At 37.8% G+C, this 23,467-nt stretch carries 21 protein-coding genes and 2 pseudogenes; 14 read left to right on the plus strand and 9 right to left on the minus strand.

Annotation, left to right across the window (positions count from 1 at the left end):
• Positions 1-156: 156 nt before the first annotated feature.
• Positions 157-404 (minus strand): annotated as a pseudogene (locus tag GQR45_RS21330) (LysR family transcriptional regulator); the annotation flags it as partial.
• A 169-nt stretch (positions 405-573) separates the two neighbouring features.
• Between GQR45_RS21330 and GQR45_RS06410 the strand changes: the two are divergent.
• On the plus strand, positions 574-1,053 hold the full coding sequence (locus GQR45_RS06410) for a hypothetical protein (RefSeq protein WP_165725450.1): 480 nt from the start codon (positions 574-576) through the stop codon (positions 1,051-1,053).
• A 22-nt stretch (positions 1,054-1,075) separates the two neighbouring features.
• On the opposite strand, the gene GQR45_RS06415 is transcribed toward GQR45_RS06410, so the two are convergent.
• On the minus strand, positions 1,076-1,963 hold the full coding sequence (locus tag GQR45_RS06415; protein ID WP_165725451.1) for a LysR family transcriptional regulator: 888 nt from the start codon (positions 1,961-1,963) through the stop codon (positions 1,076-1,078).
• Between the two features lie 116 nt (positions 1,964-2,079).
• On the opposite strand from GQR45_RS06415, the gene GQR45_RS06420 reads away from it, so the two are divergent.
• The 7 genes from GQR45_RS06420 (at position 2,080) to GQR45_RS06450 (ending at position 7,279) form a co-directional block, all read left to right on the plus strand.
• A complete protein-coding gene (locus GQR45_RS06420) occupies positions 2,080-3,252 on the plus strand; it encodes an MFS transporter (RefSeq protein ID WP_024593033.1) in 1,173 nt (390 codons plus the stop codon).
• Between the two features lie 156 nt (positions 3,253-3,408).
• Positions 3,409-4,224 carry a 2,5-didehydrogluconate reductase DkgB gene (gene dkgB / locus GQR45_RS06425; RefSeq protein WP_010553062.1) on the plus strand — a complete coding sequence of 272 codons (816 nt, stop codon included), beginning with the start codon at positions 3,409-3,411 and terminating at the stop codon, positions 4,222-4,224.
• Positions 4,225-4,302: 78 nt separating this feature from the next.
• Positions 4,303-4,590: a putative quinol monooxygenase gene (locus GQR45_RS06430; protein WP_002958660.1), complete on the plus strand. Its 288-nt coding sequence runs from the start codon at positions 4,303-4,305 to the stop codon at positions 4,588-4,590.
• Positions 4,591-5,332: 742 nt separating this feature from the next.
• Complete coding sequence (locus GQR45_RS06435; RefSeq protein ID WP_165725452.1) at positions 5,333-5,677, plus strand: hypothetical protein; 345 nt, start codon at positions 5,333-5,335, stop codon at positions 5,675-5,677.
• 26 nt (positions 5,678-5,703) lie between these two features.
• Positions 5,704-5,862 (plus strand): hypothetical protein, encoded by a 159-nt coding sequence (locus GQR45_RS06440; RefSeq protein ID WP_007378675.1) that lies wholly within the window; start codon positions 5,704-5,706, stop codon positions 5,860-5,862.
• Positions 5,863-5,971: 109 nt separating this feature from the next.
• Positions 5,972-6,376, plus strand: coding sequence for a hypothetical protein (locus GQR45_RS06445; protein WP_165725453.1), 405 nt, complete (start codon positions 5,972-5,974; stop codon positions 6,374-6,376).
• Positions 6,377-6,514: 138 nt separating this feature from the next.
• Positions 6,515-7,279: a 2-keto-4-pentenoate hydratase gene (locus GQR45_RS06450; protein WP_165725454.1), complete on the plus strand. Its 765-nt coding sequence runs from the start codon at positions 6,515-6,517 to the stop codon at positions 7,277-7,279.
• Positions 7,280-7,352: 73 nt separating this feature from the next.
• Here GQR45_RS06450 and GQR45_RS06455 read toward each other — a convergent pair whose 3' ends face one another.
• Both GQR45_RS06455 and GQR45_RS06460 read right to left on the minus strand, forming a co-directional pair.
• Positions 7,353-8,216, minus strand: a complete 864-nt coding sequence (locus GQR45_RS06455; RefSeq protein ID WP_165725455.1) for a delta-class carbonic anhydrase — start codon at positions 8,214-8,216, stop codon at positions 7,353-7,355.
• Positions 8,217-8,312: 96 nt separating this feature from the next.
• Positions 8,313-8,966 (minus strand): DUF6058 family natural product biosynthesis protein, encoded by a 654-nt coding sequence (locus GQR45_RS06460; RefSeq protein ID WP_165725456.1) that lies wholly within the window; start codon positions 8,964-8,966, stop codon positions 8,313-8,315.
• A gap of 170 nt (positions 8,967-9,136) precedes the next feature.
• On the opposite strand from GQR45_RS06460, the gene dapA reads away from it, so the two are divergent.
• Both dapA and GQR45_RS06470 read left to right on the plus strand, forming a co-directional pair.
• Complete coding sequence (gene dapA / locus GQR45_RS06465) at positions 9,137-10,054, plus strand: 4-hydroxy-tetrahydrodipicolinate synthase (protein ID WP_165725457.1); 918 nt, start codon at positions 9,137-9,139, stop codon at positions 10,052-10,054.
• 82 nt (positions 10,055-10,136) lie between these two features.
• Positions 10,137-11,441 (plus strand): DEAD/DEAH box helicase, encoded by a 1,305-nt coding sequence (locus tag GQR45_RS06470; RefSeq protein ID WP_002958629.1) that lies wholly within the window; start codon positions 10,137-10,139, stop codon positions 11,439-11,441.
• A gap of 32 nt (positions 11,442-11,473) precedes the next feature.
• Here the strand turns inward: GQR45_RS06470 and GQR45_RS06475 are convergent, their stop codons facing one another.
• Both GQR45_RS06475 and GQR45_RS06480 read right to left on the minus strand, forming a co-directional pair.
• Entirely contained in the window at positions 11,474-12,973 is a 1,500-nt protein-coding gene (locus tag GQR45_RS06475; RefSeq protein WP_165725458.1) for an amidase family protein, read from the minus strand.
• A gap of 95 nt (positions 12,974-13,068) precedes the next feature.
• Positions 13,069-14,676, minus strand: coding sequence for an NAD(P)/FAD-dependent oxidoreductase (locus GQR45_RS06480; RefSeq protein WP_165725459.1), 1,608 nt, complete (start codon positions 14,674-14,676; stop codon positions 13,069-13,071).
• Between the two features lie 194 nt (positions 14,677-14,870).
• Between GQR45_RS06480 and fdxA the strand changes: the two genes are divergently transcribed.
• The 3 genes from fdxA (at position 14,871) to GQR45_RS06495 (ending at position 17,974) form a co-directional block, all read left to right on the plus strand.
• Positions 14,871-15,194, plus strand: a complete 324-nt coding sequence (gene fdxA, locus GQR45_RS06485) for a ferredoxin FdxA (protein ID WP_002958626.1) — start codon at positions 14,871-14,873, stop codon at positions 15,192-15,194.
• A gap of 136 nt (positions 15,195-15,330) precedes the next feature.
• Positions 15,331-17,574 (plus strand): carbohydrate binding family 9 domain-containing protein, encoded by a 2,244-nt coding sequence (locus tag GQR45_RS06490; RefSeq protein ID WP_165725460.1) that lies wholly within the window; start codon positions 15,331-15,333, stop codon positions 17,572-17,574.
• Positions 17,575-17,632: 58 nt separating this feature from the next.
• Positions 17,633-17,974 carry a hypothetical protein gene (locus tag GQR45_RS06495; RefSeq protein WP_240920165.1) on the plus strand — a complete coding sequence of 114 codons (342 nt, stop codon included), beginning with the start codon at positions 17,633-17,635 and terminating at the stop codon, positions 17,972-17,974.
• A 128-nt stretch (positions 17,975-18,102) separates the two neighbouring features.
• On the opposite strand, the pseudogene GQR45_RS06500 reads toward GQR45_RS06495, so the two are convergent.
• A pseudogene (locus GQR45_RS06500) lies at positions 18,103-19,111 on the minus strand (IS256 family transposase).
• Between the two features lie 291 nt (positions 19,112-19,402).
• Here GQR45_RS06500 and GQR45_RS06505 point away from each other — a divergent pair.
• Positions 19,403-21,313 carry a bifunctional diguanylate cyclase/phosphodiesterase gene (locus tag GQR45_RS06505; protein ID WP_165725461.1) on the plus strand — a complete coding sequence of 637 codons (1,911 nt, stop codon included), beginning with the start codon at positions 19,403-19,405 and terminating at the stop codon, positions 21,311-21,313.
• Positions 21,314-21,436: 123 nt separating this feature from the next.
• Here GQR45_RS06505 and GQR45_RS06510 read toward each other — a convergent pair whose 3' ends face one another.
• Both GQR45_RS06510 and GQR45_RS06515 read right to left on the minus strand, forming a co-directional pair.
• Entirely contained in the window at positions 21,437-22,141 is a 705-nt protein-coding gene (locus GQR45_RS06510) for a TorF family putative porin (protein WP_165725462.1), read from the minus strand.
• A 9-nt stretch (positions 22,142-22,150) separates the two neighbouring features.
• On the minus strand, positions 22,151-23,368 hold the full coding sequence (locus GQR45_RS06515) for a BCCT family transporter (RefSeq protein WP_024592192.1): 1,218 nt from the start codon (positions 23,366-23,368) through the stop codon (positions 22,151-22,153).
• Between the last annotated feature and the right edge of the window lie 99 nt (positions 23,369-23,467).

The following is a 23,467-nucleotide window of genomic DNA, read 5'->3' on the forward strand; positions in this document are numbered from 1 at the left end:
AGAGCTTATAAACTAAGCCTAAGCTTTATGAAATCTAAAAAAGCCACAATTCGCGATGATACCGCACTGTTTCGCCGCTGCTTGCGCTAAGCGAAAACGTAAATAAAATGAGTTTTACTAACGGCCAAGTTTACGAGCATGTAAGTTCGAATCTTATAAATCACCAATACGTATGGCTAAGTCTGTTTTATGCTCGAGTAAATTAATAGTACTGCCGTGTGAGGTTATATCAAGCGTTATGTGAGGGTATTACTTAGCGAATTCACCAATTAAAGGCGTAAGTTGATGCAATACAAAAGGGTTTGCCGCATCTATTAGCTGCTTGCCATTTGGCGCTTGTTTTAAAGCTTTATGGCGTTTTCATCTGTGCATAAAATATTTAGCCTTTCGCAGGCGTATTTTAAAAGTATAGTTTTCCTCGCATTTTAAATTAAGCAAAATAATACCCCGTGGCGACTTATAAGTCCTGTTCCCGTTTAAAATACGGATGGTCAATTTGTTACCATATTTGGAATGATAATTGCCTCTAATTATAAAAATGAAGTCGTCAATTTTTAGACACATGAGGCAAAAATGAATTTTGGAACTCTTTCTTCGCAGTTATACAATGACAATGGCTATTCAAGCCTAAGTAATTTAAATAAAAACACTGTAAAAACGGATGATCCTAGTAAAAGTCCAGAGGCTAAAGCAGACTCTTCTTTAAATAAAGACGCCGAAAAAACTACGAGCTCTACTGCAGCTACTGAAGACGCAAAGTCTATCATTAGCAGCGAAACAGAAGATTCGAGTGACAATTCAGCAGTTCAAATGAATAAAGCGATCGAGTCAATTAAAGATTTACAGAGTAAAATAAGAGAAATGACCAATAGTTCTGATACGCCCACAGGGGAAGCGATAGAAGAGCTAAGCGAACTTAAAAAGCAACTCGATAGTGAGCTATCGTCGATACAATTAACAGTGCGAAAAAATGTATCTACTTTAATGGATTCAATGTTTTCATCATCTTCAGATAATAAAAGTTCAGGTTTGCTTTTTAATAACCAAGCATAATTTAACTTGCTTTTTAATATAGTTATAAGCTTAGTCGTGGCTTTATAAAATCTAAAAAAGCCACAATTCGAGACGATACCGCACTGTTTTTATAATACACGGCTTGTACAACCTCTCGGTTATTAGGAGAGCTAACTGCACAGGGTAACACTTCAACTAATTTACCTGTTTTTAGGTCATTGCCAATCATAAAGTGAGAAAGTAGCGCAACGCCTTGGTTTGCAATACATAGTTGGCGCACTGTTTCGCCGCTGCTTGCGCTAAGCGAAAACGTAAATAAAGCGGGCTTTACTAACGGCCAAGTGTTTAATTTAGGGGAGTCACTAAAACCAATTAACTTATGGTTTTGTAAGTCATCTATTTGTGTAATTGCTGCGTTGTTTTTTATATATTCTGAGCTGGCTACAATACGTAACTGACTGCTGCCGAGTTTACGAGCATGTAAGTTTGAGTCTTTTAAATCACCAATGCGTATGGCTAAATCGGTTTTATGTTCAAGTAAATCAATAATGCTGTCGTGTGAGGTTATATCAAGCGTTATGTGGGGGTATTGCTTGGCAAATTCGCCAATTAAAGGCGTAAGTTGGTGCAATACAAAAGGGCTTGCCGCATCTATTCGCAGCTTGCCACTTGGCGCTTGTTTTAAAAGCTTTATGGCTTCTTCACCGGTATAAAGCGTATTTAATCCTTCGCGCGCATATTTTATAAAAGTATGGCCTTCTTCGGTAAGCTCTAATCGGCGTGTTGTTCTGTTTAGCAAAGTACATTGCAATGTATTTTCAAGGCGTGATACAGCTCGCGACACTTTAGCCACCTGTTGATCGAGCAAATTAGCCGCCCCCGAAAAGCTTCCGCAATCTACTACCGTTATAAACGTTTCTAAATCTTCAGTTTTTGAATGAACAGCCATAAGTATACCAACACCATCTTTGCATTATTAACAAAAGTATTTTGTCACTAATGCTGTTTTTTGCAAACGATATTTTAGCCAAACTACATTCTTCAAATATTAATGAGGACATAACTATGCCATTGGCTTTGTGGGCGCTTACCTTAAGCGCATTTGCAATAGGAACAACTGAGTTTGTAATAGTGGGATTAGTACCCACCATTGCAAACGACTTAGGCGTAAGCCTACCTTCAGCAGGTTTGCTTGTAAGTTTATATGCGGTTGGCGTTGCCATTGGTGCGCCGGTGCTAACAGCTTTAACGGGTCGTTGGAATCGTAAAGTGGTCTTAATAAGCTTAATGGGCTTGTTTGTATTGGGTAACTTACTCGCTTGGCAAGCGCCAAGTTACGAAACATTAATACTTGCGCGCATTTTAACGGGGCTTGCCCATGGTGTGTTTTTTTCAATCGGATCGATGATTGCCACAAGTCTAGTAAGCAAAGACAAAGAAGCCAGTGCAATTGCCATTATGTTTACCGGGCTTACTGTAGCACTAGTAACCGGTGTGCCATTAGGTACATGGATTGGACAACACTTTGGTTGGCGTGCAACGTTTTTAGTTGTGTCGGTATTAGGTTTAATTGCATTAATCGGCAGCTCTATTTTAGTGCCAAAAAACTTAAAACAATCAATACCAGCCACGTTTAAAGAACAACTACAAGTAATTGTAAAACCGCGTTTATTACTCGTATATTTAATGACGATATTGGGCTACGGCGGCACGTTTACAGCGTTTACTTATTTAGCACCTATTTTAGAGCAACAAACAGGTTTTGCGCCTTCGGCTATTGCTTTAATAATGCTTGTTTACGGCGTATCGGTAGCGATAGGCAATATTTGGGGTGGAAAGTTGGCCGACAAACGCGGCCCAATTAGTGCTCTGAGTATTATATTCAGCGCTTTGAGTATCATTTTACTGATATTTACCTTTACGATGGAATCAAAAATTGCCGCTGTACTTACTATTTTAGTATGGGGCGCATTTGCTTTTGGCAATGTGCCAGGCTTGCAACTTTATGTTGTAAAGCAAGCGCAAAAGCACACGCCAAATGCGGTAGATGTTGCATCAGGTTTGAACATAGCCGCATTTAATATTGGTATTGCGCTTGGCTCAATTATTGGTGGTAGCGTAGTAGAGAATATGACCCTGCAAGATACAGCATGGATAGGCGCCGTTATCTCTGTTTTAGCACTTGGTGTTACACGCTACAGCGGTATGCTTGATAAACGTGAAATTCAGCAAGCATAAAGCCTTAGCTGTTAACCTTGAAACTAAAATTAATGACCTCATACCTGTTATGAGGTCATAGATTTTTAAGTGACAGTCGTAATAAGAAGTAAAAGGTGTATTTCGTAAAGCTTTAAAAGAGCTTGTTTTTAACCGATTATTTTATAAGGATAAACCATGACAAAACGTGTAATAGAAATGCCAGAACTCGGTATGGGAACATTCCGCTTAGAGGGCGACACGGCCTATAACTCAGTAAAAATGGCGCTCGAAGTTGGGTTTCGCCATATTGACACCGCACAAATTTATGGCAACGAAGAACAAGTAGGTCAAGCCATAAAAGATAGTAATATTCCGCGCAGTGAAATATTCTTAACTACCAAAGTGTGGAATAACAAATTAAATAAAAGCGACTTTATCCCAAGCGTTAAAAAGTCACTTGAAAAGCTACAAGTTGATTCGGTCGACTTACTGCTAATTCATTGGCCATCGCCTGCTAACGACGAGCCAATGAGTGAATACCTCACTGAATTACTAAAAGCGAAGCAGCTTGGTTTAACTAAGCACATTGGTGTATCAAACTTCACCATTGCAAACTTAAATGAAGCAATGCAAACACTTGACTCGCGTGAAATATTTACCAATCAGGTTGAGGTTCACCCATATTTAACTAATACTAAATTGCGTGCGTTTTGTGCTCAGCACGATATACACGTAACGGCGTACATGCCATTTGTAGTAGGCAAAGTACTTAAAGATCAAACCATTATCGACATTGCTAACAAGCACGATGCAAGTCCAGCACAAGTTGTTTTAGCATGGGTTAACGCCAGCGGTATGACGACAATTCCATCATCAACTAAGCGTAAAAACTTAGAAGATAACTTTAACGACCACGTTAAATTAGATGATGAAGACATAGCCCGCATTGATGGCCTAGATTGTGGCGACCGCCAAGCTACACCAGAATTTGCGCCGCAGTGGGATCAGTAAACTTACCTCAAACGCAAAGTTTAACTAAATATTTTAAGGTGTAGATTATCTACACCTTAACTTTTAAAAGGAATACACATGTTAACGGTTATAGCGGCACTGTCGTGCAAAAATATTGATGCAGATGTAATGCTTACAGCACTTGAAAACTTACAAAAGTCATCGCGCCAAGAAGTAGGGTGCTTACGTTATGAACTATCGGTAAAAAGTGATGATGAACATACCGACTACGTTGTTAGCGAACAGTGGGCGTCTGACGAACACTTTGAAGCGCATAAAAACGAGCCACACTTTAAAGCGTTTGGTACGCAAGTTACTGGGCTTTTAACCAATAGTAGTATTGACGTATATAAATCAATTGGTTAAGCGGTTTTATACCACTTAGCTAAACTACATAACTAAGTAAATACTCAAATAGGTGCTGTTAACTTACATCACCTTTTATTCTTACACTCCAACCTGCCTAAATACTCTACTTCCCCAATATACCAATGAAACCTATTAGGACTCTTTTTTGTTAATGCACAGTGCGTCGAAATCAAAAGAGGTTCATAACTTTATTAAAGTCGTTTTGGTATCACAACCCACTCTAATAAATAGCCTATTTAATTTGTTGTTTACATTAAAGTTCTCTGGTGTAAATTATAGAAATATAATATGGCATTTTAGTCAGCCGTAAATAGCCCGAGTGGTACTCAATATGAGGCTTAAAATAGCAAACTATTTATATATTTTTTGTGTATTATATTTTTACAGCTGAGTTAATTAAACCAATAATGGAGACATGGGTATGGAAATTAATAAATCAAATCAATCTATTCTTATTTTTGTAATCCCTTTATTAACTGCGTATTTCGGATCAAAAGTTATATTTCACTTATTTGCTTTTGAGTATCTTGTGTTTACAGATACTTTTGACATTCTAAAGCTACTCATTGATATTAGTGTATTTGGAGTGTTGTTCTATATTAGTTCACTGGGTGTTGGTTACTTCATCAGAGCTAAAACATAAGTTTTTTAATCATTAGTTGGTAAATTGCTAGCTGAAGAATCACAGCCAATAAAGCTTTAATAGCTTTAAGCTGTATCAATTTATATGGAAATAATAATGAAAAAATTAATCGCAATAATAGCATTGTTAGGCTTTGTCTCATTTGCACAAGCTAATGATAGTTTTGTAGTGAAGGCCAAATTTTATGATAATAAAAACCTAATTGGCTCGCCTACTTTAGTTGTAAATTCAAACGAAGAGGCGTCAGTTTCAGTTGAAAATTCGTATAGTTTTGCTCTTACAGTAACGCCAATTGACGATTCTACTGTTAGTTTAGCAACTGACTTAAAACTAGGTGGAAAAAACATGGCTCCCTCTTTAATTGTTGAACTAGGCAAAGAAGCAAGTATCAATATTGATGGTAAAGAGCTTTCAGTTTTAGTGAGCAAATCAAGCAGCTAATAAGTTAAAAATTAGGAATATAATTAATGAGAAACTCAAGAAATGAAATAGTAAAATATGGAGTCTCTTTTGGTACAGCCCTAGCAATTGCTATTTCATGGAGTGCTAATGAGTCTGTGTTATGGGCAATTTTGCACGGTTTTTTATCTTGGTTTTATGTTATTTGGCATGTAATTACGCGATAAGTGTTTTCGCATGTGCACTGATTGATTATATAGACCGCGGTCAATGTTAATACTCAAGCAATTACCATTTAAAACGATTAAGTTAAAAATATAAAAGGAATAATTAATAATGAAAGGTGCGGGTGGAAGCTCTGGTGGTATTGGGCATTTTTTTATTGGTTTGATTATGATGTGCGGTGGCTTTTATATGCTGCTAAACGCAATTTCGGTGACCTCTAATTTTGGACTAAGTTCTCGCATTTATAGTATTAATGCTTTAGGTGGCTTTGGTGTTACAGGCGGCATGGTTATGATCCCATTTATTTTTGGTGTGGGTCTGATTTTTTACAATTCTAAAAATATTTTAGGCTGGGTGCTATCTCTAGGTTCGTTAACCGCACTCATATTTGGCGTTATATCGAGTGTTCGATTTAGTATGCGAACTATGACGTCGTTTGATTTGATTGTTATTATAATTTTAGCGTTTGGCGGCTTAGGGCTATTTTTACGATCGCTTAAATCTATTGATACTTAAATAATTACCACGCTTTGTTTTAAATACAATTTTAATTATAGGCATTTAACATGATGTTCTAATGCTTAAGCTAATGCATTAATAATGTAATCCTTCCTATTTACTGCTTAACCAGTAACGTATTTTAAAGAGATTTATGTGAACAACTCAATACAGCTAAAACTAATTGCTACTCATCTATTAGCACAAAGAGAAGAAAACCCAGCACGTTCAAACTTTCCTAAAGAGTTAGTACTAGACTCGACTGACGATGCAATAGAAGTACAAAAGTTGATGATTTACTTAAATGATCAAACTGTATATGGCTGGAAGTGTATGCTGCCTTTAGATAATGGCTCAATTATATTAGCGCCTCTTTTACATGCACCTATAAAACAAGCTGAAAATTGCCCACTGTATACAACAAACAACAAAGCGCTGATAGAACCAGAAATTGCATTTATTTTGCAAAGCGATTTACCAAGTAATAATACCTATACAAATGAAGACGTGGATACTGCATTTGCCAGCGCCCACTTGGCACTTGAGCTTATCCAAAAAAGGTTTGATGAAGACACTCCAAGCACGCACATTGAAAAGCTGGCCGATGGCCTATCTAATCAAGGCGTGTATTTAGGCCCACAAATAGATAAAGCTAAAGCGTATAACGCAAGTACTGTAAATATTAACGTTAAGCAAACTGAGCTGGAGTTAAACCTAGCTGGTGTGCATCCTGCAGAGCTTGCGCAGCTTCCACTTTATTGGGCTGTTAATTACTTATCAGCAAAGGGAATTAATTTAAAAGCAGGGCAAGTGTTTATAACTGGTTCTTACTGCGGTGTTGTTGAGCTTAATACCAATGAGCAAACATGTATTACATATGAAGATTTAAATACATTTAATGTGACATTTTTATCCCATTAAGCGTAATACTCATTTTAACGGTCATAATAAAACAACCCACTAATTAGCGGGTTGTTTTTTATTTGGCTAAATTTTAATTATTGATTTTAGAGAGTAATGCAGGATTTATTACGAGATTTCGTACGCCGTGAGCATGATCTTCATTAAAGGTGTTACTTTCACACCATTTGCCAACACTGTTTATATCAACCTTTGCTACTTTTGGTTTAACTGACCATGTTACTTGAAAAGGAGAGCCTGCCTCGTTGTAACTAGGACCAGTAGTTGAACCGCTATAAACAACAGGTTTACCCGTATTTGTAGGTGTAGCAATCGCTTGATAGTAACCATTTACAGATGACACGGCGCTTATTTCAGCAAAATCAAGTGCGTTAGCATCGTTTACTAATACATATACTTGAGCTTCAACACGTAGTTGAGGATTTTTAATTGAATCACTTAAACAGCTACCCAAGGTTGGGCCTGGTTTTACAATTGCTGACGTATGAACATTATGAACCTCAATGGTATCGCCAACTAAAAGCGCGCCGTGATCGCTTGGACAAATTTCAATTTTTGCTGGTTTACTTTCACTTTTAGTTAAAGAGCCTGAATATAAGTAGCCACTTTTAAAACCTTTTCCATTACCATTTCCGGCATATTTACTAAACTCGCCACCGGCATGTTCAGCATTTTTATGAAAGTGTATATTACATAAGTTCATGCTTGATGAAGTTGGGGCATGAGAAAAAACTGCCGTGTTTTCGCCTTTATAATTATCAATATTGCGCGGAGATTGTGGGCCAAAGCCTTTATTAGCGGTGTTTTTAGCAAGTGCAGCACGCTGCATTTTTATTATGTCGTCATTTGCTATTTCGTGTTTAGCTTTAGCTAGCGTATTAAAAGATAGGATAGTGATTACAGCAGAAATTACACTTATTTTTGTTTTGATTGTCATTGAGTCAGTGCCTTTAAATTACATTTTTCGTAACAATTAAGTTAACAGATCTTGTTTTTCGTCAAATAATCCTAAAATAATTAAACTAATGCAAAACTATTTAATAGATAAATCGTATTTTAAAATAAGTGCATCTATATAGCGGGTGCGTAATGTGTGTTGTTTTTCATGATCGGCGCCATGCCCTAATGCTTTGTTTAAAAGCTTCATGGCTGGGTGCAGTAGCGTTCTTTCGTCTTGGTTTAAGCTCGCTTTACTGCGTAGTTCTGTAATGTCGTCAACTAATAGCCTGCCAATATCTACCGAGACTATTTCGTCTATTAATCCATTTTGAGTAAGTACGCCGTACTTACTACATAAAAACTGTTGCCAAACTTGCTGCAAGTGCTCGTCTATTTCGCAGCCAAATAGCTCTTCGCTAAACGTAAATCCTTGCTGAGCGAGTTTAGTTAGGCTTGCAGTATATTGCTGCGCAAAATAATTAAAAGCATGGCTTGATGATTCTATTTTTTGTTTTAAAAGACCTTGCCCCCAATTAACACAGCCGCGCGGGTAATAGTCGTCATACTCTTCGCATTCATACAAACCTGAATATGAGCTGCAGCTAAGTTGACTTTTAATACAGTAACTTGGTTTTGGGAAAACACTTCGCTCTTGCCAAGCTAAAAGTGTATCTGCATCTATATTTAATGCTTGGCACAGTTCATCGGTGTTATAAAAATGAGTTGCTAAGTAATCAGATAAACGCATAAAGCCTCTGGTATAGTTAAAATAAAATACTGTTTATATATACAGTTATTCATTTTGTATTACCAAACTTAATAACACAAGAGATTTTATAATTAAATGTGGGTTTACACCTCCAAAAGTACCGGCAATTATGTTACAAATAGCGCAAGTTTTATAAATAATGATTTTTTATGCGCACCCTAGACCAAATTAAACAAGCAAGTCTTATTACAGCTATTAAAACGCCATACTTAGCAAACGGTGAAATAGACCTCGCAAAGTACGATGAACTCGTAGAAATACAAATTGCAGCAGGCGTTGACGGCATTGTAGTTGGTGGCACAACAGGCGAAGGCCAGTTAATGAACTGGGAAGAGCATTTAATGCTTATAGCGCACAGTGCAAACAAGTATGGTGACAAACTGGTTATTGTCGGTAATACCGGTAGTAACAACACCCGTGAAGCGATTAAAGCAACTAAATATGGCTTTGCCAGCGGTATGGATGCAGCACTGCAAATTAATCCATACTACGGACGTACGTCTATTGCGGGTGTTAAAGAGCACTTTAAACGCGTGTTAGATATTGGACCTGCCTTTATTTACAACGTAGCAGGGCGAACAGGTCAAGACCTAACACCTGATATTATTGAGCCACTCGCTAAGCATGAATATTTTATTGGTGTAAAAGAGTGTGGCGGTAATGAACGTATTGCCCATTATGAGCAACAAGGTATTGCATGTTGGTCGGGTAACGATGACGAAAGTCATGATGCGCGCCACACACATAAAGCGCACGGTGTTATTTCGGTTACTTCTAACCTTATACCTGGTTTGTTCCGTCAGTTAATGGATACTAAAAATGATGAGTTAAATACATCATTACAACCATTAATGAACTGGTTGTTCTGTGAACCAAACCCTATTGCTATTAATACCGCGTTGATGATGACTGGCGCAGTAAACCCTGTATTTAGATTACCGTATTTACCACTTAGTGATGAGCAGCAAGATCAAGGCGAAGCATTGATTAATGCGCTAGATAATGACGATGTTGTAGGCGGTACCGCAAAGTGTATATGTGCTGATGAAGTATTAATTCTTTCTTAATTAGTAGAATCAACACTAACTGTTAGCTCGTTTTTACTGTATAATTTGCGACCCTTGATAATGTGGCCGTAGGTTATACAGCATGAATTTTAAATCTTTTAGTTTCGCTCCTGAAATCATCCAGGCGTTGGACGAACTTAACTATCACACTCTTACGCCCATTCAGCGCGCAGCAATTCCAGCTGTTCGTAAAGGTAAAGACGTTTTAGCCAGTGCACAAACTGGTACCGGCAAAACTGCCGCGTTTGCTTTACCTATTATCCAAAAATTAGTTGAGTCTGAACTCAGCACAACTAATGCACCTCATGCATTAGTACTTGCGCCTACGCGTGAACTTGCAGAACAAATTGCAAATAACTTTAGAGATTTTGCAAAGCATACATCACTTAAAGTCGTTAGTTTATTTGGTGGTGTGAGCACTGCCGGCCAAGCAAATGCTTTAAAAGAAGGTGTAGATATTGTTGTTGCAACACCGGGTCGTTTATTTGACCATATTCGTTTAGGTAACTTAAGCCTTGCAAGTGTTAAGCACCTTGTTCTTGACGAAGCTGACCGTATGCTTGATATGGGCTTTATTGAAGACATGCAAAACGTGATTAAAAGCTGTGCAGAAGAGCGCCAGATTTTACTTTTCTCTGCTACATTCCCTGCAGCAATTAAACAATTTGCATCTAAAGTATTGAAACAAGCTGAAATAGTGCGTGTTGATCAAACTAACAGTACAGCAAGCACGGTTGAGCATGTTGTTTACCCAGTGGAAGAACGTCGTAAGCAAGAGCTACTTTCTGAATTGATTGGTAAGAAAAACTGGCAACAAGTGCTTGTCTTCGTAAACATGAAAGAAACAGCTGATGAGCTTGTTAAAGAGCTTAACCTTGATGGTATTCCGGCAGGCGTTTGCCACGGTGATAAATCTCAAGGTAACCGTCGTCGTGCTTTACGTGAATTTAAAGAAGGCAAGGTACGTGTATTAGTGGCTACAGAAGTGGCTGCTCGTGGTATTGATATTGATGGCTTACCTCGTGTAATTAATATTGATTTACCATGGCTTGCAGAAGATTACGTTCACCGTATTGGCCGTACAGGTCGTGCTGGTCGCCAAGGCCAAGCAATCTCATTTGTTAGCCGCGAAGAAGAAAACACTTTGTTTGAAATTGAAACGCTAATCGGTCAAAAAATCAAACGTGTATATTTAGAAGGTTACGAAGTAAGTAATCGCGAAGTGCTAATTGATAAAATTGGTAAAAAGCCAGCGCATTTACGCCGTACACGTTCTAACAAGTTATCAGGACAAGCAACCGGTGAAGCGAGAGCAGTAAATCGCTCACGAATTTCAAGCGTTCGTAAAAGCTTAAAAGGCGAAAAACTGTCACTTAAAAAGTCATAGTTAACGCCGTTTAGTTTAAAAAAAACCTGAGTTTACTCAGGTTTTTTTGTGCCTGGTGATAACACCTCATCAATAATATTTGCGTATAAATAAGCCGCTTGCTCGTCCTCTTTATTTGCTATTATGGACAAACCAACCGGTAAACCACTTACTTTTCCGACCGGTAGGGTTATGTGCGTTGTGCCAGCAATAGCAGATAACGAACTACTACTGCCATTAAAATTATCACCATTAACTAAGTCAGTTTTCCAGGCGGGGGATACTGTAGGCGCTATAACAATATCAAGCTTGTTGTTTTTGTATACATTAACAATGGCTGTCGTTGCTAAAGTGCGATAGCGTTCTTTAGTCTCCTGGTATTTTTGTTTGTTAGTTAAATCAATAGCCTGCGATTGAACTAGGATGTCTTGCTCAAAGTGGGGCATTTCTGTTTTTTTATTTTGAATATTAAAATTAATAAGTGCTTTTAGGCTTTTAACAGCCACTTGTGTTGGAGTGTTTGCGAGGTAATGATTAATTTCGGCTTTGAAGTCATAAAGTAAAATATAGTATTCATCAACAAATAGCGTATCTAAGTTATCAGTAATATCTACATTAATAACAGTGTGTCCAGCCTGTTTTAATGCTTGTAACTGCTTGGCATAAAGGCGCTGCGTTTCAACTGTAAATTTGTCGCTAGGTAGTGCACCAATAATAAGTGTCGATTTTAGTTTTATATTACCTGTTTTTAATTCAAACCCTGTAGTTGTTGCATCAAGGGAGTCTTCACCTTGCAAAACAGATAAAACCAGCAGCGAATCTTTAAGAGAATGCGCCATCGGCCCTACTGAATCTTGGCTACTTGAAAGAGGCACAACACCTGAGCGTGATACTTGGCCCATACTTGGTTTTATTGCATAAACTCCATTTACTGAGGCAGGGCACGTAATTGAACCGTCTGTTTCAGTCCCTAATGCTATAGGCGCAAAGTTAAGTGCTACCGCAACAGCAGAACCTGCGCTAGAACCACATGGGTTACGTGTTACATCGTGCGCATTATGTGTTTGTCCGCCTACGGCACTCCAGCCTGAAGATGAATAGGATGAACGAAAATTTGCCCACTCACTTAAATTAGCTTTACCTAAAATTATAGCGCCCGCATTACGAAGTTGTTTAACAACAAAAGCATCATTATCAGTAACGTTATTTTTAAGTGCTAAAGAGCCAGCCGTTGTGGGAAGTGTGCCTTTAGTTTCTATATTATCTTTAAGAAGTACAGGTATGCCGTGTAACGGACCTGCCCACGTGCCTTTGGCGGCAAGTTCATCTAACGTTTTAGCTTGAGCAATAGCTGTAGGCTCTAAACTAATAACCGCATTATAGTGTGGATTAAGTTTATTAATTCGGTCTATATAATTTTGGGTGAGTTGCTGTGCATTAATAGAATTATTTTTATATGCACTGTGAATTTCATCGATGGTTTTTAGCTCTTGTGCTTTAGCGTTAAAAATTGCTAATACACTAAGCAACGAAAAGGTAAATGTTTTGATCATTGTTGAGGTGCTTGAGGTGTTATTATTTTCTATACATTTAGCACAAAAAAGCCTCACAAAGTGAGGCTTTTCGATAAACGGCTTAAAAAAGAGGTTTAAGCGTTTTCTAACATAGACAGTGCGACCGCTTCAGCCGCTTTAATACCATCAATACCCGCTGATAAAATACCGCCAGCGTAGCCTGCGCCTTCACCTGCAGGGTAAAGCCCTTTGGTGTTAATACTTTGGAATGTTTTATCACGCTTAATACTAATAGGCGACGAAGTACGTGTTTCAACGCCGGTTAATAAACCGTCGTTAGTTGAAAAGCCACGAATTTGTTTATTAAACGCTGGTATCGCTTCGCGAAGAGCATCAATTGCAAATTGTGGTAGCACTTTACTCAAGTCGGTTAACTTAATACCGGGTGTGTAAGAGGGTTGTACTTCACCTAAGTTTTCTGATGATTTACCTTTCAAAAAGTCGCCAATTAACTGGGCTGGTGCATCGTAGTTGCTACCACCAAGCTCATACGCTTGCTCTTCAAGTTTACGTTGTAAGTCTATTCCGGCAAGTGGATTACCTGGGAAATCTTGCTCCGGTGATATGCCTACCACAATAGCGCTGTTAGCGTTGCGCTCACTGCGTGAATATTGGCTCATACCGTTGGTAACAACGCGGCCCTCTTCAGAGGTTGCAGCGACTACTGTGCCACCTGGGCACATACAAAAGCTGTAAACTGTGCGGCCATTGTCGCAATGATGAACAAGTTTATAATCGGCAGAGCCTAAAATTGGGTTTCCTGCATTTGTACCAAAACGACATTCATCGATCATTGATTGTTTATGTTCGATTCTAAAACCGACTGAGAATGGCTTTGCTTCAACATAAATCCCCTTTTTGTGGATCATATCAAACGTGTCGCGTGCGCTGTGACCAACGGCTAATACAACATGGCGAGTGTTTAGTTGCTCGCCATTTGAAAGCGTTAAACCTGTTACTTGCCCGTCGTCTAAATGAATATCGTCAACACGTGTGCTAAAGCGAATTTCGCCGCCTAGTTCTATTATACGAGCGCGCATTTTTTCAATCATGGTGACAAGTTTAAACGTACCAATGTGTGGCTTACTTACGTATAAAATTTCATCGGGTGCGCCAGCTTCTACAAATTCAGTAATGACTTTACGACCGTAATGTTTTGGATCCTTTACTTGGCTGTATAACTTACCGTCTGAGAATGTACCTGCGCCACCTTCACCAAATTGTACATTTGATTCGGTATTAAGTGTGCGTTTACGCCAAAAGCCGAACGTGTCTTTTGTACGTTCACGTACCTCTTTACCGCGCTCTAATATAATGGGATTAAAGCCCATTTGAGCAAGTAATAAGCCTGCAAATAAACCACAAGGGCCAAAACCAATCACAACAGGGCGCTCTATTATATTTTCGCTGGCTTGGGCTACAAACTTATAGTTTGTGTCTGGCGCTACTTTTACATGTTGGTCTTTTTCAAATGCCGCGAGTAGCTCAGCTTCGTTATCTACTTCTATATCGAGTGTATAAATCAGTAAAATAGCTGATTTTTTACGTGCATCATAACCACGCTTAAACACATTAAAACTGTGCAATTGTTCTGGTTGGATTTTTAGTTTATTTACAATTGCTTGACCAATTGCATCTTCGTCATGATCAAGTGGCAGTTTTATTTCGGTTAAACGTATCATTTATATCTCTTTTAGGTGTCATAGCGGGGTATTATTACCGCTCACAATAAGGGGATGCAGGGCACAACGGGTGTGCAAACATAAGGCGCGTATTTTACGTTAAAATAGGGTGATATGGCACTTATTTATTGTATTTTTGGAGTGGATGGGTATGATCCACTACTGTTGTTTAAAATCTTAGGTATTAAAATAGTATGGCGTTTGTTGTCACCGAAAATTGTATAAAATGTAAGTACACCGATTGCGTATCAGTGTGCCCAGCAGATGCATTTTTTGAAGGCCCTAATTTTTTAGCAATTAGCCCTATTGATTGTATCGATTGTGGTTTATGTGTCCCTGAATGTTCAGCTGATGCTATATACCAAGAAGATGAATTACCAGAATCTCAAAAAGAGTTTACTGAATTGAATGCTGAACTTGCACTGGTCTGGCCGCGCATTACAGAGGTTAAACCTGCACCAGAGGATGCTGATGTATGGAATGGTATAGACGATAAACTTAAACTACTCGAAACATAATACGTAACGATTAGTTACTCCTTTATCATTAAATAGTTAATTTTTTATTTCAAAGTATTAACAAATGTACCTGGATAAATTACAATCCCCAGCTTAAGTTACTCCCTATGAGTAATTACAGTCTAAATGGATGTTTATGCAGTACTTTATAATTATAATAAAAAAGTTTACCTTCCTATTTTTAAGTTTCGTTTTATTACTCTCAAGCCTTGATGTAGCGGCTGGTAAACAGCAAGTATCCTTATCTCGTATTGATTCAAATATCACTATTGATGGTGTTATGGATGAAGCGCACTGGCAAAATGCGACACGTATACCTCTACTCTACCAAGATGAGCCTAACGAAAAAGGCACACCTCCTGTAAAAACTGATGCCTTTATTTACGAAGATGGCACAAACTTATATGTTGCCTTCATTGCAGAGGATCCAAACCCTGAACAAATTCGTGCATCACTTCGTGATCGCGATACGCTATGGGAAGACGACGTAGTCATTCTTGTTATTGATACATTTAATGATGAACGCAGTGGTTATGAATTTCATGTAAATCCCCTTGGTGCACAAGGCGATATACGAATGACCGACACCGATGGGTGGAGTTCTGATACCTCATGGAATGCTATTTGGGATAGCGCAGGACAAATTAACGACAAAGGTTATGTTGTTGAAATGCGTATTCCTTTTAAAGCACTGCGTTTTCCTGAAAATAAAAATGAGCTAACGTGGGGTTTTTCTGTAATGAGAAACTACCAACGAGATGTGCTATATCAGCTATCAAATATGGGGTTTGATAGAAATGTGAAATGCAGCCTTTGCCAGTTTGATAAGTTAGTTGGATTTAGTGACATTGAATCAAGTAAAAATATCCAATTAACACCTACATTAACCACACTTCGTAACGATAATAAATCTGCGTTGCCAGGCGATTGGGATAAGGGTGATATAGATACTGAAGTGGGCTTAGATTTACGCTGGGGTTTAACAAAAGATGCTGTTTTAAACGCGACAATTAATCCTGATTTTTCGCAAGTAGAAACTGACTCTTTAGAGCTTGATGTAAATACAACCTTTTCAATTTATTACGCTGAAAAACGTCCTTTCTTTTTAGATGGTGCTTCTTACTTTAAAAGTAGCTTATTTGAGCTTTTATACACACGTACAATTGCAGAGCCTACTTTAGGTGCAAAGCTGACGGGTAAAACGGGTGATCATAGTTATGCGCTAATGCTGGCTGATGACGACAATAGTAATATTTTACTGCCAACGAATCAGGGCTCTGGCTTTGCAAGCTTAAACGAAAAAACGAATGCAGCCGCAGGGCGTTATCAATATGACTTAGGTCAGCAAGGTACTATTGGTATTTCAAGCACGCACAGAGAAAGTGATGACTATCACAACACTGTATTATCAGTGGATGGTAGCTACTGGTTTAATCAATCGGATACTCTTTTGTATCAAGTATCATCTGCTGATACACGTAACTCTGAATTTTTAATTCAAAATTATAACTTATCTGAAACTCAGTCAGATGAAGCATATGCCCTGGAACTTACCCGCGATAAACGTGATTACAAATTATTTGCATCTTATGAAAATATTGGGCAGGACTACCGCACCGATTTAGGTTATCAAGCTAAAGTTGATTATGAAAAAGTAGGCTTTGGTGGCGGACAAACATGGTACAGAGATGAATCTGATTTACTTACCTCATGGTCATACGAAGCTGACTGGGATAAAACGTGGGCGCAAAACGGCGACTTACTTGAAGAAGAATACGAAGGCTTTTTAAGCTTTAAAGGCCAAAAACAATCTATTTTTGAAATTGGTTTAGTGCACCGTTATGAAAACTATAACGACAATTTTTATAATCAAAATATTGGTTTTATTTATACGGGCTTTAAACCCACTAAAGATTTAAAGCTTTCGTTATATATTGAATACGCTAGCCGCATTGATTATGCAAATGAGCAATTAGGCGACGCGTTTGACACTCAAACCCAAGTGGTTTGGGACATTAACGACCATTGGCAACTCGATGTAAAGCATAACTACAGTCAATTAGACAATCCGCAAGGGAAGCGGGTGTTTACTGCTAACTTGGTCGACTTTAGACTTCATTATAAATTTAGCATGCGTTCAATTCTTAAACTAATTTTACAATTTGAAGACATTGATAGAGACGAAAACGCCTACTTTTACCAAGTTAGTCAAATCAATAAAGACTATGGCAGCCAGCTTGTTTACTCATATAAAATTAATGCGCAAACACTGTTTTATTTGGGTTACTCAGATAGAGGTTACCAAGACGATTCTCTTAAAAATATTGAGCGAGATCAGCGTACATTTTTTACAAAAGTTAGCTATGCATGGCAGCTTTAAATATTAAAAATAAAAAAGGAATAAATATGAATACGTTAAAATAACAGTTGCAGCAGCAATGATTGCCACCTTGGCCGGTTGTGCTGCAAAGCAAGACATTACTCGATTTGAAACAAACATACCTAAAACAGTATGTATTGCTGAACATAAGGCTGTTAAAGCTGGTGTTATAGATGCAATGAAAAAAGGTTTTGCAAAGCATGATGTTGAAACCCGGGTAATTCCAGCCAATTATGTATTGAAACACCAAGACTACCAGACCGAATTACCAGGTGCAGATACGACAGGATGTAATGTAGTGGCTTACTACGTAGCAAATTGGCGTTGGGATATAGCGCTCTATATGGCATACGTAAATATTTGGATTAAAGACGTTGAAACGAATGAAAAAATAGCATAAGCATCTTATCGCACCGGTGGTGGATTGGATAAGATAAGTTTATAGACGCTGAATAAAAAATTATAGAGCTTATTGACGGTATGTATTGAGCCTGTAACGGATTCTGTGTAACTGCCCGTTGTTAGATTTTAAATATGCTTACTGAGGCGTTCCTCAAATTCAATGATAAAACGACTCATTGCATTACGCCAGTCTCGAATTGGCATCGTCCATTTTTTCGATGCCTCTTTTATTGCCAAATAAATCATTTTTCTTGCAGAGTCGTCATTTGGAAATATCTTACGCTTTTTAATTGCTCGGCGAATAACGCTGTTGAGTGATTCAATGGCATTCGTTGTATAAATGGCTTTGCGTATTGCCTCAGGGTAATTAAATAGTGTATTTAGATTGTCCCAATTTGCACGCCATGACCTGGCTATTTGAGGGTATTGGCTGTCCCATTTCTCTGCAAATCGCTCCAACTCTAGCAACGCCCCGTTGACTTAATTCAGTGAGCACGCCTAGCCAGAACTTAGCGCCTTCATTTTCAGAAATCCACATGCCAAGCAGTTCTTTATGACCATCAATATTAATACCTAAGGCAAGGTAGATAGACTTTTTGATAACGCGCTTATCTTGGCGTATTTTTACAACCAAGCAGTCCAAATAAACAATAGGATAAATGGCATCCAGTGGCCGGGATTGCCATTCTGTAACCTGCTCCATCACAGCACTGGTTACACGTGACACCAATGTAGGAGAAATGTCAGCGCCATACCACTCATCAAATGCATTAACGATATCACGGGTGCTCATACCTTGTGCATATAGCCACAGAATCTTATCATCCATTGAAGTAAATCGAGCTTGATGCTTTTTAACTAGCTGTGGCTCAAAAGAGCCTTCACGGTCACGGGGCGTATTAAGCTCAAACTCACCATCTTCCGTTTTGATGCGCTTGCTTATTTTACCATTTCGGCTATTGGTGTTCGTGGATTTACTGTGTTTTTGATAGCCTAAATGCTCATCCATTTCTGCATTAAGCGCCGCTTCAACCGTTATTTTTTTTAACATTTGGCTAAATTGATTTAAATCGTCAGGTGTTTTAATACTTTTAGCAGCTTCTTTAGCAAACGCTTCGAGTTCTTCTTTATTCATGTTCATCGCCTAATCCTTAAACTCTTGATAGAGTAAATTATGATAGGCAGTTACACAAAATTAGTTACACCCTCTATGTATAAATTTTAACAATTAGAACCTTTTTGTTTATTTTCGTTAATCCCACCTATACTATATGCAAGATATAGTTAGTTAATCCATTATTGTTACGATTTTTGTTATGCTAGTGGCTAAGGGTTATATCAATTCTTGCGTAGTTCGAAATGCAGGCGATATAATCCGCTTTTAGTAACAGGTTTAAGGGAGAAGTAAGATAGATGGATTTTTTTCATGAGTAAACTTAAGCCGCTCGGTTTTATTTTTCTAATCATAATTCTATTTTGTTTTTGTATAAACATAGAGTTAACGAATCAGATTAATCGTATAAATTTATTTAGTACCAGTATTGATATACGAAATTTCGAAATAACGAATACCTCTCTTGATATGGCTCCTTGGTATAATCCGATCTTAAATGGCCATTATATAATTGAGCAGCCCACTGCTGATTTTTTGCTTATTAAAACCACTGACACTCAGTTTGTAGCTGCTGATTCAAGTAAGTTAATTATAATGACACTTGCATCACCTATTAATTTTTTACTTTTATGTATCTTAATATTTGGTTCTGGCCTGTACTTACGCAGAGAGCGTAGAAAGCGCCATTATAAAAATCAAATAGCGGAGCTTAATCTTCAAGCCAATAGCTTACTCACTGCATTTAACTTGCAAGTAAAGCCGGCTGAGAACCCTTTGGGTGTAAGCAGCTTAAGCCAATCAATAAATAGTTTAAATACGCATGTGGCTAATTATGTAAAACAAACTCAAACCAGTATATGCCAAGATAAACTGACGTTATTAATTGACCGCCATGCATATATTGAACATATCGACAGACAAATTAATCATGCTAATCAAGAAGATCTCAAGTGTGCACTCCTGTTTATAGACCTTGATGGTTTTAAACAAGTAAACGATTCGTTTGGTCACAGTTTTGGTGATGAAATATTAGTTCAAGTTGCTAGCCGACTTGCGAATGTTTTACGCCACCATAAATTAAGTAACATAAATAATGCTAACCAATTAGAGCAAAACTTATCAAGGTTAGGAGGGGATGAGTTCTCCATTTTTATAGAATTACTTGATGATAGCGACAGAGTCGTTGAAATTGCTAAGCATGTGCTAAGTGAGCTTGAAAAAGACTTTGTGCTTGGCAATAAAATAGTAAAAATTAGTGCCAGTATTGGTATTGCGGCTTACCCAGAAAGTGCATCAACGCCTCAAGCGCTTTTACAATTAGCCGATGTAGCTATGTATAGAGCTAAAAGTGATGGTAAGGGAATATTTAAAGTTTACTCGCCAGAAATGGGTAACAAAATGCGCCGTTACCATTATTTACTTGAAGAGCTGCGTTTAGCGGTTGCGTGTAAAGATTTTTACTTATCTTTTCAGCCAATTGTGCATGTTGAAGATTGTATGATTGATTATTTCGAAGCGCTTACACGCTGGGACCACCCAGTTGAGGGTATGATCCCTCCTTCAGAGTTTATTCCGATAGCAGAAGAGTCTAATTTAATATTAGAGCTTGGCGATTGGATTATGCTTGAATCGTGTCGGCAAATGGCTGCTTGGCACAATGCAGGTATGCGCAAAGTAAAAATATCAGTAAATGTTTCGGGCATTCAATTAAAGCACCGTGACATTTATGATTGGGTAATGAAGAAGCTCAAAAAAACCGGCTTACCGGCGACGTCTTTGATGCTAGAAATTACCGAATCAACTTTCATTAAAGCCAGTCCAAGAATTATTAAAGAGCTAAGTAGGCTAAGAGAAGAGGGGATTACTATTGCTATTGATGACTTTGGCACAGGTTTTAGCTCGTTGAGCACATTAGCAGATTTACCAATTGATGTTATTAAAATTGATCGCTCTTTTATAGCTCAAGCTAATAAAAGCCAAAAATATAATGATATATTAAATACAATTAGTGAGCTTGGACAAAAGCTTGGCCTTAAAATTGTAGCTGAAGGCGTTGAAGAAATAGGGCAGTTTGAACTTGTTAAAAAAATGGGTGTGAGTTCTGTTCAGGGTTATTTAGTAAGTCGACCTGAGTCATCAGCTAATGTAGGTAATAAAGTATTACGCAATAACACCAGTAACCTTTCAGCATCGGGTACAAGTGCGTGGGATATTGTTAGTTAGTTAGTTAGTTAGTTAGTTAGTTAGTTAGTTAGTTAGTTAGTTAGTTAGTTAGTTAGTCAGTTTACAAATAAAAATGCCACTCTAAGTAGAGTGGCATTTTTTGTTTAATCAGTAATTATTGTATTAAAGATCAAATGTGCGTGAAATAGCAAGTACAATACGCTCATCAGCATAATCGTAATCTAAGCTTGTATTTTCAGCAGCCACTTCAATACCAAAACCTTCGTAGCTTGTTTGATATGCTAGACGGTAGTGATAATACGATTTGTCTCCCTTAGCTTGATCCCACTCAAACTTATCACCATCAAGTGAGTTTGAAATATCAAAGCTTGCACGTAGTGCATGATTAGGAGCTAGCTCATAAGTGTGAGCGATCATCGAAATAACGTGGCCTGTATCGTAACCAAAGTAATCCCAGCTGTACCAAAAGTTAAGCTCAGTTTGGCCGTATTCACTTGCATAACCAAATTTAGTGTAAGCTTCAGCGTAGTTACCATCGCTGTTATTACCTTGATAAGTGTAATAAGCGATACCGTAATCAACGCTAAATTGCTCATCAAGTTGTACATATTTACCTACGTAAGCATCAAGTTCAAAATCAGTGTCGTCACCAAAATCTACGTTTGAAGCCCATGCACCGGCGTAAACACCGCTATCAAAGGCATAGTCTAAGCTGCCTTGAATTGCAGGATCGCTATCTGTTTGTGTTACACCATTAAAAGTGTAGTCAGACGCTGCAGTGATTGTTGTTGACCAATCAGCAGCTGCGGTTGTTGATAAAACTGCAAATGGTAGTGCTACTACAAGTTGTTTTAGTTTGTTATTCATTATTAATCCCTAGTGTACTGTGTCTATTTTTGTGTAATCAATTTCGTTTGCTTTTGGTGAGCTGTCTATGTTTGTAACTGTTTTAAACTTGCTGTATCCGATAAAACCAGCACAGATAAAGAACAATCCAATAACCAATGCGCCTACCCACTGAATTTGTAAAAATTCTAATTTAAACAATAGTGTAAGTAACGATAAAGCGACAACATTTCCGATCATGTATTTCATTTTGCCAAAACGCTTTACGGTAAAGTTTAGGTTATCTGTATATAAACGCACTAACGAATCGAGTGAGTTAATTACAAATACAATACCTACAAATACCATTGCAAAGTTTTTAATGCCTTGAGTTGGAATGCCCGCTTCATGGTAGTGATAAAGTACGCTAAACCAAATCGCAATAGGAATAGAAGGGAAAATCAACATAGCACCTAATACTTGGTATGTTTTAAGTCCACCAACAAAGCGTGATGTAAATTGACCAATCATTATGCTCCACGCAAACCACCAGAATAAGTAGAACTCATGGTAATCATTAAGCGGTAAAACAAATTCATTAATGTTCGCAAAGTAAGTACCAATAGAGCCTAAGTTATCTGTAAATGCTGACATTTGACTATCACCAATCACAAATGCGCCAGCCCACATAAAGGCGATTAAAGCTAAAAATAACCAGGTAGTAGAAATACTTAAAATACGTACATATTTAATATCAGTACTTGAGTACACAGCAAAACAGATAGCAGCAAACACAATTAAGTAAAACTCAGAAACTATACTTGTTCCATCACCTAATTCGGGTAAATACCACGGTAGGTTTGTAAGCAGCAAATAAGCGGTAAATGCACATGTACCAATAATTACAACGTTATTGATAAATTTAACCCAAGGAATTTCGAAAAATTTCACTTTAGGTTCTATTACACAGAAATAAAAGCACGTAAGAAAGTAAAATCCCCAGATCAAAAATCCCCAGTAGCCAAACTCAATAGCCAGTGGATTTGCAAACGCGTATTCTGGGCTTGCTTTTATGTCTGCATAACCTGCAAACTCAGTTAAAGGAAACATGATAAGGCCAACATCTAGGCCAGAAGTAAATAGTATTGCTATAAACGTAAAGGTTCGAACTGGTGTTACACCTACTACGCGAACATTACCCCATTTAATTAAAATAGTGATAATGGCAAGTAAGGTAAAAATGATCCCTGCATTAAGCCAAATAGTCATTGTTACCCTCCAGTAATGAATAAAAATAATTCATAAGCACTCCGTATTTTATTGTTTTATTCTCGCATTAACACAACGTAACCTATTTACATCGTGTGC

This window comes from Pseudoalteromonas sp. SA25 (assembly GCF_011378705.1).
Taxonomy (GTDB): domain Bacteria; phylum Pseudomonadota; class Gammaproteobacteria; order Enterobacterales; family Alteromonadaceae; genus Pseudoalteromonas; species Pseudoalteromonas arctica.

What these genes read in the sequence shown, in the direction of transcription:
- GQR45_RS06410 (WP_165725450.1), top strand. Translation starts at nt 574, where the DNA reads ATGAATTTTGGAACTCTTTCTTCGCAGTTATACAATGACAATGGCTAT.
- GQR45_RS06435 (WP_165725452.1), top strand. Translation starts at nt 5,333, where the DNA reads ATGAAAAAATTAATCGCAATAATAGCATTGTTAGGCTTTGTCTCATTT.
- GQR45_RS06420 (WP_024593033.1), top strand. Translation starts at nt 2,080, where the DNA reads ATGCCATTGGCTTTGTGGGCGCTTACCTTAAGCGCATTTGCAATAGGA.
- GQR45_RS06415 (WP_165725451.1), bottom strand. Translation starts at nt 1,963, where the DNA reads ATGGCTGTTCATTCAAAAACTGAAGATTTAGAAACGTTTATAACGGTA.
- GQR45_RS06490 (WP_165725460.1), top strand. Translation starts at nt 15,331, where the DNA reads ATGCAGTACTTTATAATTATAATAAAAAAGTTTACCTTCCTATTTTTA.
- GQR45_RS06475 (WP_165725458.1), bottom strand. Translation starts at nt 12,973, where the DNA reads ATGATCAAAACATTTACCTTTTCGTTGCTTAGTGTATTAGCAATTTTT.
- GQR45_RS06430 (WP_002958660.1), top strand. Translation starts at nt 4,303, where the DNA reads ATGTTAACGGTTATAGCGGCACTGTCGTGCAAAAATATTGATGCAGAT.
- GQR45_RS06515 (WP_024592192.1), bottom strand. Translation starts at nt 23,368, where the DNA reads ATGACTATTTGGCTTAATGCAGGGATCATTTTTACCTTACTTGCCATT.
- GQR45_RS06460 (WP_165725456.1), bottom strand. Translation starts at nt 8,966, where the DNA reads ATGCGTTTATCTGATTACTTAGCAACTCATTTTTATAACACCGATGAA.
- GQR45_RS06480 (WP_165725459.1), bottom strand. Translation starts at nt 14,676, where the DNA reads ATGATACGTTTAACCGAAATAAAACTGCCACTTGATCATGACGAAGAT.
- GQR45_RS06455 (WP_165725455.1), bottom strand. Translation starts at nt 8,216, where the DNA reads ATGACAATCAAAACAAAAATAAGTGTAATTTCTGCTGTAATCACTATC.
- dapA (WP_165725457.1), top strand. Translation starts at nt 9,137, where the DNA reads ATGCGCACCCTAGACCAAATTAAACAAGCAAGTCTTATTACAGCTATT.
- GQR45_RS06440 (WP_007378675.1), top strand. Translation starts at nt 5,704, where the DNA reads ATGAGAAACTCAAGAAATGAAATAGTAAAATATGGAGTCTCTTTTGGT.
- GQR45_RS06505 (WP_165725461.1), top strand. Translation starts at nt 19,403, where the DNA reads ATGAGTAAACTTAAGCCGCTCGGTTTTATTTTTCTAATCATAATTCTA.
- GQR45_RS06445 (WP_165725453.1), top strand. Translation starts at nt 5,972, where the DNA reads ATGAAAGGTGCGGGTGGAAGCTCTGGTGGTATTGGGCATTTTTTTATT.
- GQR45_RS06510 (WP_165725462.1), bottom strand. Translation starts at nt 22,141, where the DNA reads ATGAATAACAAACTAAAACAACTTGTAGTAGCACTACCATTTGCAGTT.
- GQR45_RS06470 (WP_002958629.1), top strand. Translation starts at nt 10,137, where the DNA reads ATGAATTTTAAATCTTTTAGTTTCGCTCCTGAAATCATCCAGGCGTTG.
- fdxA (WP_002958626.1), top strand. Translation starts at nt 14,871, where the DNA reads ATGGCGTTTGTTGTCACCGAAAATTGTATAAAATGTAAGTACACCGAT.
- GQR45_RS06495 (WP_240920165.1), top strand. Translation starts at nt 17,633, where the DNA reads ATGATTGCCACCTTGGCCGGTTGTGCTGCAAAGCAAGACATTACTCGA.
- dkgB (WP_010553062.1), top strand. Translation starts at nt 3,409, where the DNA reads ATGACAAAACGTGTAATAGAAATGCCAGAACTCGGTATGGGAACATTC.